This is a genomic window from Amycolatopsis sp. WQ 127309 (genome assembly GCF_023023025.1).
In the GTDB taxonomy this organism is placed as follows: Bacteria; Actinomycetota; Actinomycetes; order Mycobacteriales; family Pseudonocardiaceae; genus Amycolatopsis.
The window spans coordinates 8,984,842-8,997,884 of the sequence record NZ_CP095481.1; the positions used below are offsets into that span (position 1 = coordinate 8,984,842).

Here is a 13,043-nt window from a genome sequence, read left to right on the forward strand (position 1 = left end):
AAGTGCGCCGGGGGCACCGGCGCCGTGCCGGCCGGCTACTTCGCAGCCAGCCCGAGCCAGGCGTCGTCGACCGCACCGAGGATGGCTTGCAGCTGATGCAACGCGACCTCCAGATCCGCAGCCGGAACCACGGCGAGCACGCGCTGGAGCACCACGGTCGCCGCCGCGGTCGCGGCCCGCGCGGTGGTGACGCCGTCCGGTGTCAGCTGGACGTTGTGGCTTCGCCGGTCCGAGAGGTCGGGAACGCGGGACACGAGCCCGCGTGCGTCGAGACGGCGCAGGACGTTGCTCAGCCCACCCGTCGTCAGCAGCAAGTGCGCCGCCAGCTCCTTCGGCCGCCGCCGGTAGGGAGTGCCGGCCGACAGCAGTGTCGCGAGCACGTCGAGTTCCGAAGGTGTCAGACCCTGCGCCGTCAGAGCGGGGGCGATGGTCTGCTCGAGGACGGCCTGCAGACGCACGACGTGCTGGGAGAACGTCAACGCCAGGCGCTCGTCTGCAGACACGTTCACGCGATCGTGGGTCACGGTGTCAGTGTACCCGACAAAGCTTCTGTGATAGCTTTCAAGAAAGCTTTTTTGAAAGGAGCTGTCATGGGAACGGTAACCGCGATCGACGGGGTCCGCGTGTTCACGGGCGAAGGCCTCACGGAACCCCGGCGGGTGTACCTCAAAGGAACGGAGATCAGCGTCGAGGAAACCCCCGACGTGGTCGTCGACGGCGCGGGCCAGGTTCTGCTGCCCGGGCTGATCGACTCGCATGTGCACACCGTGCTCGGCCGGCCGGACTTGCAGAACCTGGCGACGTGGGGCGTCACGACCGGCATGGACATGGCGGCGTGGCCGGACTCTTTCGTCGCCGAGATGCGCCGGCAACCGGGGGTGGCGCAGATCTTCAGCGCGACCACCCCGGCCGTGGGCCCCGGCGGCAACCACGCCAAGATGCCCGGCTTCCCGGCCGAGGGCATCGTCACGACTCCGCGGGAAGCGCACGCGTTCGTGGAGCGCCGTGTAGCCGACGGCGCCGACTACATCAAGATCGTCACCGAGGCCGCCCCGCCGGAGGGCATGGACCAGGCGACCGTGAACGCCATCGTCGCCGCGGCACACGAGCACGACCTCTTGGTCGTGGCGCACTCGATCACCACCGGCGCCTTCCACGTCGCGGTCGAGGCCGGCGTGGACATCAGCACGCACGCACCTCTGGACGCGGTCCTGGACGACGAGACCGTGCGGCGCATGCGGGACTTCGGCATGGTGTGTTCGCCGACGCTGACGATGATGCGGGGCGTCGCCGACCTGCGAGGCGCGGCGGGGCTCAAGTACGAGTACGCCCGCGACACCGTCACGAAGTTCCACGAGGCCGGCATCCGGCTCCTGGTCGGCACCGACGCCAACTCCGCGCCCGGTGCTCCTTTCGGGCCCGAGCACGGCGAATCGATGCACGACGAGCTCGGCCTCATGGTCGAGGCCGGGCTGACCCCCGTCGAAGTGCTCCGCGGCGCCACCACCCTCACCGCGCGGACGTTCGGCCTCGACGACCGGGGCGTGATCGAACCGGGCAAACGCGCCGATCTGCTCCTGATCGACGGTGACCCGACCCAGGACATCTCCGCGACCCGCGCCATCACCGGCGTCTGGATCGCCGGAGAGCGGATCCGATGAGCACGAGCGAAGACGTCACCCGGATCGAACAGGTCATCCTCCACGAACGGCAGGGCCGGGATCGCGGCCGGTGGGCCCAGATGCGCGCGGCTTTCGCCCCCGATTCGCGGGTGAACCTGTCCTGGTACACCGGGGACGGCCCCGGCTTCGTCACGGGCTCGGAACGCATGAGCGCGCAGGGCGACTATGCCGTGCACCGGCTTTCCCCGCCCGTCGTCCACACCCGGGGAGACCGTGCCATCGCCGAAGTGTCCTGCGGGGTGGAGTTCCAGATCCGGATCGGCGACGTGCCCGCTCACCTGGTCTCCTACACCCGGCTGAACTACCGGCTCACCAAAAGTGACGGTCGCTGGCAAGTCCGGGAAATGGACGCGATCTACGAACGTGACACCCTGACCCCCGCCTTCCCCGGCGACACCGTGAACGTCACAAGCTCCGACACCGCCGGGTTCCGCACCAGCTACGCACTCTTGACGTACTACCTGCGCAGCAAGGGATACAGCATCGGAGACGATCTGCTCGGCGACGATCGTCCCGAGCGCGTACAAGCGTTCTACGACGAGACACTCGAATGGCTCGACGCCGCTCAGGACACTTCCCAGCCCGGGTAGCCGCCCCTTCCGCCGGACATGCCCGGAGCCGGCGGAGGATCTCAGTGCCGGCAATCACATCTCCCACGAAGAACAGAGGCCCGTCCGGCGGACAGCGACACCAACCGCTCGCGCCTTCCGCGCGATTTCCTGCGTGACGAGCTTTGCCGCGAGCCGCGACAGGGGGCGGGCATTCGGGATCATGCGCATCGATCACGAGGCGCACAACCCGAGTGAGGTCTCGCGGCACGCCGCCGAAGAGTGCGAAGCACATCGGACCGCGGCTCCATTTCGCGGTCGAGCCGGGCGGACGTTGCTGCTGGGCAGGCGGAGACACCGAGAACGGTGTGTCACGGCCGCGGAACTCGACCAAGCAACGTCGCAGTGGACGCACCCCGCGCTGGTCAGCACAGTCATGCCGGACACTGGAAGCCGGACGGAGGTGATCGCAAGGTGCGTCAATGGAGTCAACTGCTGCTCGGAGTGCTTGGCGTCGTCCTGCTCGTCTGCGCGGGTCTGACCTGGTGGTCGGCTGAGCAGGCCCTGGGGACCGCTCCGGCGACACAGTCCTCCACCAAGGGCGCGCTCTCCAGCTGCGGGTATCGCCCGGGCCTGACCAGCTGCGATCCACCAGAGCTCTCGACCGCGACGATCGTGGTGATCATCGCGTTGGCCGTCATAGGCGCCGCGCTCGCGACGGTGGCGCTCGTCGACCTGCTGCTGCGGCGGCGAGCGTGACGGATCAGCCAGGCCAGAGCTGAACGAGCCAGCCCTCGACGCCTTCAGCGAAGGACCCCTCTTCCAGCTCCGCGGTCTCGGCGCGATGGCCGGAGTGGACCCGAGCACGGTGCGGGCCAGGGCGGGTAATGGTCAAGACGTGCGGTGACTGGGTAGCGGTAACCGATTGCAGCCGCACCAGGTCGCTAAGGTCGCACGCGACCTCGATGAACTGATCCCGGTCACCGAGTCCCGGAAGGGGTTCGGAATCCCAAAGCTCGAGTCGCACGGCTGGGTAGTGGTCGGTACCGGCGCTGTGCAGCAGCAGTCCGCCAGGACCGCCGACGGCCAGCCAGTCACCGTCCGGGACGGCGAAGTCCAGCGCGTTGCGGATCATCGGGATCTCCTGCACGACGAACTGGCCGTACTATCCGATCATGGGCCCGCGATCACGGACACGACGTGCAATCGAGGACAGGCCCAAAAAGCCCTCCGAGTTCGGCTCGGAGGGCTTCACCCATACCACTCAACTGGACTGTCGGGCAGGGTCTCGCCTACGGCTGGCCGACATCGCAGTCGGCCGGCACACGATCGCCCGGTCCCAGGAACGGGACTGCCGAACCGGCAAGCCGGTCGCCGAGTGCACCCGCTCGACGTCGAAGACACCCCTTGCCGCGGCCGCATCGTTCATGCAACGATATGGTCATCTTGAGGTGCGGACATCGTTCAGTCCGCACCACCGCCCCAGTCCTTGGCGGCACTCGCACAGATACCGCAGTGCACCAGAGACGTGGGTGATCACCATTTCTTGCGTACGACAAGCGGCCGTTCGGAAGGCGCCTGACTCGGCGCGACCCGACCGCCGGCCACCTCGAAACCATGCCGTCCCCGTCCCGGTTCACGTTGCCGGGTCTGAAGCGGACGGTGGTCTGCCATGGTCGACGTGAGCCGGCTGCCGGCCCCGCTGACTGCCAACTGGGACTGGCAAAGGGATGCCGCGTGTCGCGACATCGACAGCACGACGTTCTTCCACCCTGACCACGAACGCGGCCTGGCCAAAGACGATCGCGACCAGCTCGCCAAAGCGATCTGCTCCGGCTGCCCGGTCATCGAGGCATGCCGTCGTCACGCGCTGATCGTGCGGGAACCCTACGGCGTGTGGGGTGGTCTGACGGCTGCCGAGCGCGCGGCGTTCCTGGAGCGATCAGGCCGCTCGGCCCTGCCCGGCCTCCGTTCGCGCCAGGTCTTTCCGGGCGATCCGGGTGACCGGCGCGAGCAGGCATCCACCAGGCCGGACGGCGAAGCCGCCGAGGTCCGTGCAGCGACGGAGCCGCAGACCGGAGAGCAGGTCGTCGGCGACGCCTGGTTCCAGGCCGGCCCCGCAACGCACCAGTCGGCCGATTCGTGAATTCGGGATGCGTCGAGCGCACTGACGAGAACGCAGCTGACAACGAACAGCCATGTACGAGGAGAGCGCACCCCGGGGCAAGGCCGCGATCGCGAACGCCCGGCTGGCTTACCAGATCCACGAACAGACCCTCGACAGCGAGCGCCGGCACCGGTTGGCCGCCGCCGGCGCACGTCCGCAACGACCGCTGTGGGCGTCCACCGGCGTCAAGGATCCCGCGTACCCCGACACGATGTACGTGTCCGAGCTCGTCGTGGCGGGAACGGTGAACACCATGCCCGGCACCACGCTGGCCGCGTTCGCCGACCACGGGACCCTCGAACGGGACGGGCTGCGCAAGTTCGCCCGCAGCTGGGACGAACTCGGCCGCACCGTCTCCGGCGAACTCCCCACCGGAACCGCACCGGCCTCCTGAGGTCCGCACCCGGGCACTTTGACGTCATGGACGCCAGGACGCAGGTTCTCCTCCAGCGAAGGAGAACCTGCGTCGGTGAGATCGCTCAAGCGGGCCGGTCGCCGGTTCCGCCGGTGGTGGGCGCGGCCGCCTGCTGCGCTCCGCCGAGGCGCGGGGTACCGGCTGCGTCACGCAGGCTGTCGTGCGCCGCGGCGGCGACAGCGGCGGCGGTGATGCCGAATTCGTCGTAGAGCCGCCGGTAGTCGGCGGATGCGCCGAAGTGCTCCAGCGACACGATCCGGCCGGCGTCGCCGACCACATCACGCCAGCCCTGCGCGACCGCGGCTTCGACGCTCACCCGGGCTCGCACCGCAGGCGGCAGCACGTCGTCCTGATAGGACAGGTCCTGCTCCGCGAACCACTCCCGGCACGGCATCGACACCACGCGGGCGGTGACGCCGTCTTCGGCCAGCAGTGCACGGGCGTCGAGAGCGATCTGAACTTCCGAGCCGGTCGCGACCAGGATGACCTCGGGGGTGTCGGAGCCGACGAGGACGTAACCTCCGCGGGCAGCACCATCTGCGGATGCGACACCCCCGAGACCGCGATCCAGCACCGGGACGTCCTGGCGTGTCAAGGCCAGACCGGCGGGACGGTCCCGGTTTTCCAGGATGCGGCGCCAGCAGGCGGCGGTCTCGTTCGCGTCACCCGGGCGCACGACGTCCAGGCCCGGGATCGCGCGCAGCGCGGCGAGGTGCTCGACGGGCTGGTGGGTCGGCCCGTCTTCGCCGAGACCGATCGAGTCGTGCGTCCAGACGAAGGTGGCGGGCAGCTGCATCAGCGCGGCCAGCCGGATCGCGGGCCGCTGGTAGTCGCTGAAGACCAGGAAGGTGCCGCCGTAGGGACGGGTCAGGCTCTGCAACGCGATGCCGTTGAGGATGGCGGCCATGGCGTGTTCGCGGATCCCGAAGTGCAGTGTGCGGCCGTAAGGACCGCCGCGCCACTGCGCGGTCTGCTTGCCCGCCGGGGTGAACGACGGTTCGCCTTCCATCGTGGTGTTGTTGCTGACGGCCAGGTCCGCCGAGCCGCCCCACAGCTCCGGCAGGACCGGCGCCAACGCGGTGAGGATCTGACCGGAAGCCTTGCGGGTGGCCATTCCCTTGGTGCCGGCGGGGAACACCGGAAGCGCGTCGGTCCACCCTTCCGGGAACCGCTGGGCCTGCAACCGGTCGAGCAGCGCGGCCCGATCGGGATTGCTCTCGCGCCAGCGCGCGTAGCCGCGATCCCAGCGCTCGTGGGCAGCCCGACCGCGGTCCGCGGCCTTCCGGGCGTGCGCGAGCACCTCGTCCTCCACCACGAAGCTCTGGCCCGGGTCGAAGCCGAGCAGCGTCTTGACGGCGGCGACTTCGTCGTCGCCGAGCGCGGAGCCGTGGGCCGCGCCGGTGTTCTGCTTCGTGGGTGCGGGCCAGCCGATGATGGTGCGCAGCACGATGAGTGACGGTCGGCCGGTTTCGGCCTTGGCCGCTTCGGTGGCCGCGAGGACGGCTTCCACGTCTTCGACGTAGCGGCCCGTGCTGGTCCAGTCGACGGTTTGGACATGCCAGCCGTAGGCCGCGTAACGGGCAGCGACGTCTTCGCTGAAGGAGATGTCGGTGTCGTCTTCGATGGAGATGTGGTTCGCGTCGTAGAAGGCGACGAGGTTGCCGAGCTCTTGGTGGCCGGCCAGGGACGCCGCCTCGGCGGTGATGCCTTCCATCATGTCGCCGTCGGAGGCGAGGACGTACACGTGGTGGTCGAACGGGCTCCGGCCGGCCTCGGCGTCCGGGTCGAGGAGGCCGCGTTCCCGTCGCGCGGCGATGGCCATGCCCACCGCACTGGCGAAACCCTGCCCGAGCGGGCCGGTGGTGATCTCCACGCCGCGGGTGTGCCGGTGCTCCGGGTGCCCGGGCGTGGCGGAGTTCCAGGTGCGCAGCTGCTGCAGGTCGGCCAGCTCCAGTCCGTAGCCACTCAGGTAGAGCTGCAGGTAGAGCGTCAGGCTGGTGTGACCGCAGGACAGGACGAACCGGTCGCGGCCGAGCCACTGGTCGTCGGCGGGATCGTGGCGCATCACCTGCTGGAACAGCAGGTAGGCCAGCGGTGCCAGGCTCATCGCGGTCCCCGGGTGTCCGCTGCCGGCCTGCTGGACGGCGTCCGCGGCGAGCACCCGGACGGTGTCCACGGCGCGGACGTCGACCTCGGTCCAGCCGGCGGCGTCCGCCACGGGCGGGAGCAGCGACGGGTCGCGCCGCGGAACGGTCGTAGCCGAACGTGTCATGAGGTGAGGCCTCCGGATCGACGGGGTCGCGAAGTCCGGGCGGCCACGGTTGCTTCTGGCGGGGATAGCCCGAAGTCGCGGCGCTAAACGCTCCCGGGCCGGCAGCGATCCGCGAAGTCCGTGATGAGCGACGCCGTCCGGTCGCCGCGCCGGGCTGGGAAGGTGTGGGCGCCGGCCACCGTGACGACCTCGCCGAGGGCTGCCGCTTCGGCCAGTTCGGCCGCCACCAGGGCGGGTACAGTGTGTCGCGCTCGCGCGGTGCGACCGCCGCGGGTGACCGGCGATCGCGTCGGCGACCTCCGCCGGCGCGGTGCCGAGTTCGGTGCCCTTGTCGTCGTCCCGGGCGCGACGAGCCACTGCTCGCCAGGTGACCACGAGCGCCGGCTGATTCGAATGTTTGTGGCGGTACCACAGGGGCATCCGCCTCACGAAGAGCCACGATCGGCTCGGATCGCGCCCGGGACCCAGGTGCCCCATCGAGTGTCACGTCACCCTGAGATCCGGTGACCTCCTCACGAACGCGCCCCAGGAGAACTCTGTGCAGATCCCGAAGGACAAGGTCCTCGAAATGATCAGGGGTCGCGGTGACGGCGATCAGACCGCGAAAGCCGAGACCGAACTGCCCGGCCAGGTCGACACCGATGCGCACCAGAGCCTGCCGGCCCAGTTCGGTATCAACCAGGGCGACCTCATCGGCGGCCTGGGCAACAAGCTCGGCCGCTGACCGCGGCCTGCTCGACGCTGCTGCTGAGCAGCCCGAACGGTGCCGATTCCTTGTCCTCCTGCGTGCGCACCGTCGCGCGCGAACCTGAACCGAAGGAAACCATGTCCCAGCGCAACACTCTCGTCCGAGCTATGCACGACATCGGTCTCGCGGCCTGGTTCGGCGGCTCCCTCGCCGGCGCGGTCGCCGTCAACGGCGCCGCCGCGGACCTGCCCGACGCCAAGATGCGCCTGAAGGTCGCCAACGCCGGCTGGGCGCGCTGGACACCGGTGAACGCCGCCGCCATCGGCGCCCACCTCGTCGGAGGCGCCGCGCTGCTGCGGGCGAACCGCGGCCGGGTCGCCGGGCAGAGCGGCGTAGCGGCCCAGACCGTCGCCAAGCTCACCCTGACCGGCGCCGCGCTGGTCGTCACCGCCTACAGCAGGGCGCTCGGCAAGAAGCTCGAGGGCGCCGAGGGTACCACGGTCGAAGGCGGCACTACACCGGCCGAGTCCACACCGCCGGAAATCGCGCACGCCCAGCGCCGGCTGGACACGTGCCAGTGGCTGATCCCGGCTTTGACCGGCGGCGTCTCGGTGCTCACGGCGCTGGCCGGTGAGCAGCAGCGCCCCGGCCGGCAGCTGGCCGGGGCGATCACCAAGCCGGCGCGATGGCTCCGCGCCGCGGCCTGAACCGGCCCCGGCAAGCCTCACCCGGCTGCTGTCGGAAGTCCTGCGCCCCGGGGCGGGGTGCCCGCCCACACTCTTTCCGCCGCGGGAGACCGGCGACACAGCGTCCCGGCGTGACGAAATCCCGGCAGGCGGGTCCTGACACCACAACGACACGACGCGCTACCCCGAAGTTCCACTCCGACATCACTTCGAAGGACAAATCATGACCATCCCCGCCACCATCACCACGCCCGCCCAGGCCGTCGAGATCGAGAAGGCCACCGCCGGCAGGCTGTCGTCCACGCAGGGCACCACCACCATCGCCGACACCGTCGTGGCGAAGGTCGCCGGTCTGGCCGCTCGCGAGGTTTCCGGCGTCCACGCCCTCGGCGGCGGCGCGGCCCGCGCGTTCGGCGCGATCCGCGAGCGCATCGCCGGCGCGTCCGCCTCGGTCTCCCAAGGCGTCTCGGTCGAGGTCGGCGACACCCAGGCCGCCGTGGACCTGCAGATCCTCGTCGAGTACGGCGTGTCCATCGCCGACCTCTCCCGCTCGGTCCGCACCAACGTCATCTCGGCCATCGAGCAGACCACCGGCCTGGACGTCGTCGAGGTGAACATCAACGTCTCCGACGTCCACATCCCCGGGCAGGACGAGGACGACACCACCCCGGCCGAGACCGGCCGAGTGCTGTGACCGCGGGCGTCGAGATCGACGCCGACCGCATCGCCGCCGCCGTGACGGCCCTCCCGTCCGTAGCGGGCCTGCACAGCGGCCGGTTCGGCGAGATCGCCACCCTGCTCCCCGGCCGGCGCGTCCCCGGGGTCCGGGCCCGGCCCGACGAGATCACCATCGGCGTCACCGGCCGTTACCCGGCCACCGTCGCCGAGATCGGCGCGGCCGTCCGGGCCGCCGTCGGACCGGCCGACCGGCCGGTGCACGTCCGGATCGGCGACATGGCGCCACCCGCCACGGTCGTGGTGACCATCGACGCGCCCGGCGTCACGTCCCCGCTCCCCCTCGGCGATCCCTTCACCACAGCAAGGAGAAACCCATGACCCACACCCAGCTGGGCCTGCTCACCGGCCTCGCGCTCGGGTTCGCCGCCGCGTTCGGCGGCCTCGGCGTCTTCCTGGTCGTCCTGGTCCTCGGCGCCCTCGGGCTGATCGCCGGGCGCGTGCTCGACGGCAAGCTCGACCTGTCGCAGCTCAGCGGCCGCGACCGGGGCTGAGCCACGATGACGACCACCGTGCCGAGAGCCACACCGCGAACGGACGGCCTGGAAGAGCGGGGCCGGCTCACCATCTCCGACACCACCGTCGAACGGATCGCGGCGCACGCCGTGACCGAGGTCGAGGGCGTCGGCGGCGCCGCGAGCCGCGTGCTCGGCGTAGCCGTGGGCGGTGAAAACCCGGGCACCACCGCCAAGGTCACCGCGAAGGTCAGCGGCGGCACCGCCGCGCTCGACGTCCGGTTGTCCGTCGCCTACCCCGCCTCGGTCGGTGAGACCACCGGCAACGCCCGCCGGCACCTGATGCGCCGCGTCGGCGAGTTCACCGGCCTCTCGGTGTCCCGAGTGGACATCACCGTCACCGCACTGCGTTCCGCGACCACCGAGACGAGGAGGGTTCGATGAAACGCCGGACCCGCCGCGGTGTTCCCGCGACCCTCACCGCGGTCGTCCTGCTCGCCGCGTGCGTGGTGGTCGCCGTGGTCGCCATCCAGATGATCGCCGGTGCGACCCCCTGGCTGAGTTACCCGTCCGTCGCCCGCACCCTGCACGACGCCCACTGGAACGACCCGGTTCCCGCCGTCGCGGGCGGAGTTTCCGCGTTGCTGGGCGTGATCCTGCTGCTGGCGGCGATGCTGCCGGGCAGGCTCACCGTGCTGCCGCTGGAGGGTGAAGTGGACTCCGGTGCCTCGCGGCGCAGCTACCGCTCGACCCTGCGCAGCGCGGCGTCCACAGTGGATGGTGTGTCCAGAGCGAGGGTGAAGCTGCGTCGTCGCAGCATCTCCGCCGAGGTGACCACGGGGCGTACGAACACCGACGGCCTCGCCGACGCCGTCAGCCGCGCGATCGAGCGCCGGCTCGACCAGCTCACCCCCGTCGCCCGCCCGGCCGTCAGGGTCCGGGTGCACGCCGCCAGGAGCACGTCATGACCAACCGTCCCGCGGCCCTCAACCGCGCTCTGCTCGCGTTCGTCGGCTCAGTGCTCCTCGCAGCCGGCGCGTTCGCCGTGTTGACGCACTTCGGCACGCTCCCGGCGCCCGATCGGGGTTCCGCGCTCGTACCCGGCCCCGCGAACCCGCCGACCTGGGCCCTGTACGTGATCACCGCGGTCGCTGTCGTCCTCGGCTTCGCGCTGCTGCGCTGGCTCGCCGCGCAGCTGGTCCGCAAGCCCAAGACCCATTCGTGGCGCTGGGAAGCCGCCTCGGAGTCCGGCCGCACCGAACTGGCCGCGAGCGCCGCGGCCGAGCCGTTCGTCGACGAGGTCAAGTCCTACCCAGGTGTGCACGCCGCCCACGCCACCCTCGCCGGAACGCGCGACACCCCGGCGTTGGCGCTGGTCATCAGCGCCGAGCACGACGGCGACCTCACGACGATCCGCCACCGGCTCGAGATCGAGGGTCTCCCCCGGTTGCGGCAGGCCCTCGATCTCGAGGCCCTGCCGGTGACCGTCGAGTTCCGCTTCTCCACCAAGAACGGTGCCCGCACTGGCGAACGGCGGACGACCTTGCCAGAATTCACGTCATGAGCCCGGCCGAGCCGACCCGAAACCCCGTTGCCGGGCCGCGCGGATCGCCCGGCACGCCAGTGCCCGGTTCCGGCCCCGACCCGTTCGCGCTGCGATTCCCGGTGGTCGCCTTGGTCACGTCCGCAGGAGGCCTGGACGCCCTCACCCAGGTGCTCGCCCCGCTGCCCGCCGACCTGCCCGCCGCGGTGATCGTCGCCCAGCACCAAAGCCCCGACCGCGCCAGCGAGCTCACCGAAATCCTGCGCCGACGAACCGCGCTTCCCGTCCGCCAAGGCCGCGACAACGACGAGCTCACCCCCGGTACCGTGCTCGTCGCTCCCGCCGCGCACCACGTGCTGGTCACTCCGCACGCCCGTATCGGCCTGCTCGACGTCGGGCGGCTGCCACCGGCCCGCCCCTCCCTCGACCTCCTGCTCGCCACCCTCGCCGTCACCTGCGGCCCCCGGGCTCTCGCCGTCGTCCTCACCGGCCGGGGTACCGACGCCCAGGCCGGAATCCGAGCCGTCAGCCACTGCGGTGGCACCGTCTTCGCGCAGGACCACGCTTCGTCCGCGCACTTCGGCATGCCCGGCGCCGCCATCGACACCGACCTCGTCCACGACGTCCTCGACCTCGCCGACATCGCCGCCGCCATCCGGACGCACGTCGCGCACCACCGGCGTTGAGCACACCCGTGTCGTGGACCTCACAACCAGGCCGGGGCGTTCCGCGTAACGGGCTTCGCGCCGGGTAGCCACCGCTCAGGATCGTCGGGACCGGCGGCGACACGGCGCGGAAGAAGACCATGACGAGAACGACCAGCTCATCCCTCGGTGGGACGATGAGCGGACTGGGCACGCCGGCGCCGGCGACCTCACGGCTGCCCGCAGTGCTCGCGCGAGACTTCTGGGCCGGACCGGTTCTCGAATCGACCCCCGGGCACTACGTCACCGGCGTCACCCACGGGATGTTCGGCGCACGCCTGCCTGCGGCCGGTCGAGGGCCGGGCGATGAGATGACCGGTCGACTGGTCGTCCCCTTGCACGGCCTGGCCGGTGCCCGTCACCGGCATCGTCCTCATCGGACATTCCATGGGCGGCCTGGTCGCCAGAAGCGCGCTGTACCAAGCACAAGAGCAACTCGTGTCTTGGCTTCCTCGGGTGACAGGGCTCGTGTGCCTGAGTACCCCGCGCAACGGCGCGCCATCGGAACGACGCGTCGCCCGTCCTCGTGTCTCCTGTCACGGCAGACGACCTGCCCGGCAAGGCCGTACAGGCTGACCACTCAGCGTCATCCCGCATCGGATGCCGAACCGGGCGAAGGACGTTATTCTGGGTTCTACCCACGCCGGGAGGGCCCAGCCCCTGCACTCGCGACGATCATCGTCGACAGCTGACGCGTTCCGCACGCGTAGTCAGCGCTTCAGGAGCTGCTCGTGGATCGTTCCGGAAATCGTCATCTCTGTTCGGCGAACGCCCCGCCCGAAGGCGCTTCGTCGCTCCGGCTCCAGACCGAACACCTGCCCTGCGCAGTAGTGCTCACCGTCGGCGGTGACATCGATCTGTCGGGCATCGGTGCGCTCAGCACGGCTCTTGCCGAGGCGATCCTGCAGGAATCGCCACTGCTCGTCGTGGACCTCACCCCGGCCCGGTTCCTGTCCTGTGGCGGAATCTCAGTCCTCGTCGCCGCTCATCACCTGACGAGCGACGAGACGCGCCTGGTCGTCGTCGCTTCGTCGCGGGCGACTTGGCGCCCCCTTCGCCTGACGGGCGTCGATCGGCTCCTCAGCGTGCACGACGACCTGCAAGACGCGCTGCGATAGCCGAAGGGATCACTCGCCTGGCCGAAAGCG

17 protein-coding genes and 2 pseudogenes are annotated in these 13,043 nt (G+C 70.5%); 16 read left to right on the top strand and 3 right to left on the bottom strand.

What is annotated here, in order from left to right; translation table 11 throughout:
- Nucleotides 1-35: 35 nt before the first annotated feature.
- Nucleotides 36-524 carry a MarR family winged helix-turn-helix transcriptional regulator gene (locus MUY22_RS39575; protein ID WP_247052295.1) on the bottom strand — a complete coding sequence of 163 codons (489 nt, stop codon included), beginning with the start codon at nucleotides 522-524 and terminating at the stop codon, nucleotides 36-38.
- Nucleotides 525-590: 66 nt separating this feature from the next.
- Between MUY22_RS39575 and MUY22_RS39580 the strand changes: the two genes are divergently transcribed.
- From MUY22_RS39580 to MUY22_RS39590, 3 genes are all read left to right on the top strand, one after another.
- Nucleotides 591-1,661, top strand: coding sequence for an amidohydrolase family protein (locus MUY22_RS39580; protein WP_247052296.1), 1,071 nt, complete (start codon nucleotides 591-593; stop codon nucleotides 1,659-1,661).
- On the top strand, nucleotides 1,658-2,272 hold the full coding sequence (locus tag MUY22_RS39585) for a nuclear transport factor 2 family protein (protein ID WP_247052297.1): 615 nt from the start codon (nucleotides 1,658-1,660) through the stop codon (nucleotides 2,270-2,272). The genes MUY22_RS39580 and MUY22_RS39585 overlap by 4 nt, the downstream gene beginning before the upstream one ends.
- Nucleotides 2,273-2,635: 363 nt before the next feature.
- Nucleotides 2,636-2,989, top strand: a complete 354-nt coding sequence (locus MUY22_RS39590) for a hypothetical protein (RefSeq protein WP_247052298.1) — start codon at nucleotides 2,636-2,638, stop codon at nucleotides 2,987-2,989.
- 4 nt (nucleotides 2,990-2,993) lie between these two features.
- Here MUY22_RS39590 and MUY22_RS39595 read toward each other — a convergent pair whose 3' ends face one another.
- Nucleotides 2,994-3,365, bottom strand: a complete 372-nt coding sequence (locus MUY22_RS39595) for a hypothetical protein (protein WP_247052299.1) — start codon at nucleotides 3,363-3,365, stop codon at nucleotides 2,994-2,996.
- 537 nt (nucleotides 3,366-3,902) lie between these two features.
- On the opposite strand from MUY22_RS39595, the pseudogene MUY22_RS39600 reads away from it, so the two are divergent.
- Together MUY22_RS39600 and MUY22_RS39605 are read left to right on the top strand one after the other, a co-directional pair.
- Nucleotides 3,903-4,184: pseudogene (locus tag MUY22_RS39600) on the top strand (WhiB family transcriptional regulator); the annotation flags it as partial.
- A 259-nt stretch (nucleotides 4,185-4,443) separates the two neighbouring features.
- Nucleotides 4,444-4,791, top strand: a pseudogene (locus tag MUY22_RS39605) (transaldolase family protein); the annotation flags it as partial.
- An 85-nt stretch (nucleotides 4,792-4,876) separates the two neighbouring features.
- Here the strand turns inward: MUY22_RS39605 and tkt are convergent.
- Nucleotides 4,877-7,084, bottom strand: a complete 2,208-nt coding sequence (gene tkt, locus MUY22_RS39610; protein ID WP_247052300.1) for a transketolase — start codon at nucleotides 7,082-7,084, stop codon at nucleotides 4,877-4,879.
- Between the two features lie 538 nt (nucleotides 7,085-7,622).
- Between tkt and MUY22_RS39615 the strand changes: the two genes are divergently transcribed.
- The 11 genes from MUY22_RS39615 to MUY22_RS39660 all read left to right on the top strand — a co-directional run bounded on the left by MUY22_RS39615 (nucleotide 7,623) and on the right by MUY22_RS39660 (nucleotide 13,013).
- Entirely contained in the window at nucleotides 7,623-7,808 is a 186-nt protein-coding gene (locus MUY22_RS39615; RefSeq protein WP_247052301.1) for a hypothetical protein, read from the top strand.
- Between the two features lie 131 nt (nucleotides 7,809-7,939).
- Complete coding sequence (locus tag MUY22_RS39620) at nucleotides 7,940-8,479, top strand: hypothetical protein (protein WP_247052302.1); 540 nt, start codon at nucleotides 7,940-7,942, stop codon at nucleotides 8,477-8,479.
- A 202-nt stretch (nucleotides 8,480-8,681) separates the two neighbouring features.
- Nucleotides 8,682-9,152: an Asp23/Gls24 family envelope stress response protein gene (locus MUY22_RS39625; protein WP_247052303.1), complete on the top strand. Its 471-nt coding sequence runs from the start codon at nucleotides 8,682-8,684 to the stop codon at nucleotides 9,150-9,152.
- On the top strand, nucleotides 9,149-9,514 hold the full coding sequence (locus tag MUY22_RS39630) for a hypothetical protein (RefSeq protein WP_247052304.1): 366 nt from the start codon (nucleotides 9,149-9,151) through the stop codon (nucleotides 9,512-9,514). The genes MUY22_RS39625 and MUY22_RS39630 overlap by 4 nt, the downstream gene beginning before the upstream one ends.
- On the top strand, nucleotides 9,511-9,687 hold the full coding sequence (locus tag MUY22_RS39635) for a hypothetical protein (RefSeq protein ID WP_247052305.1): 177 nt from the start codon (nucleotides 9,511-9,513) through the stop codon (nucleotides 9,685-9,687). The genes MUY22_RS39630 and MUY22_RS39635 overlap by 4 nt, the downstream gene beginning before the upstream one ends.
- A 6-nt stretch (nucleotides 9,688-9,693) precedes the next feature.
- The gene (locus MUY22_RS39640; protein ID WP_247052306.1) at nucleotides 9,694-10,092 is read left to right on the top strand and encodes an Asp23/Gls24 family envelope stress response protein; all 399 of its coding nucleotides are present in this window, start codon (nucleotides 9,694-9,696) and stop codon (nucleotides 10,090-10,092) included.
- Nucleotides 10,089-10,616: a DUF6286 domain-containing protein gene (locus tag MUY22_RS39645; protein WP_247052307.1), complete on the top strand. Its 528-nt coding sequence runs from the start codon at nucleotides 10,089-10,091 to the stop codon at nucleotides 10,614-10,616. Before MUY22_RS39640 ends, MUY22_RS39645 begins: the two co-directional genes overlap by 4 nt.
- On the top strand, nucleotides 10,613-11,212 hold the full coding sequence (locus MUY22_RS39650; RefSeq protein WP_247052308.1) for an alkaline shock response membrane anchor protein AmaP: 600 nt from the start codon (nucleotides 10,613-10,615) through the stop codon (nucleotides 11,210-11,212). Before MUY22_RS39645 ends, MUY22_RS39650 begins: the two co-directional genes overlap by 4 nt.
- On the top strand, nucleotides 11,209-11,877 hold the full coding sequence (locus tag MUY22_RS39655; RefSeq protein WP_247052309.1) for a chemotaxis protein CheB: 669 nt from the start codon (nucleotides 11,209-11,211) through the stop codon (nucleotides 11,875-11,877). Before MUY22_RS39650 ends, MUY22_RS39655 begins: the two co-directional genes overlap by 4 nt.
- Before the next feature lie 369 nt (nucleotides 11,878-12,246).
- Entirely contained in the window at nucleotides 12,247-12,471 is a 225-nt protein-coding gene (locus MUY22_RS49860) for a hypothetical protein (RefSeq protein ID WP_371827533.1), read from the top strand.
- Between the two features lie 155 nt (nucleotides 12,472-12,626).
- Nucleotides 12,627-13,013: an STAS domain-containing protein gene (locus MUY22_RS39660; RefSeq protein WP_247052310.1), complete on the top strand. Its 387-nt coding sequence runs from the start codon at nucleotides 12,627-12,629 to the stop codon at nucleotides 13,011-13,013.
- The last annotated feature ends 30 nt before the right edge of the window (nucleotides 13,014-13,043 follow it).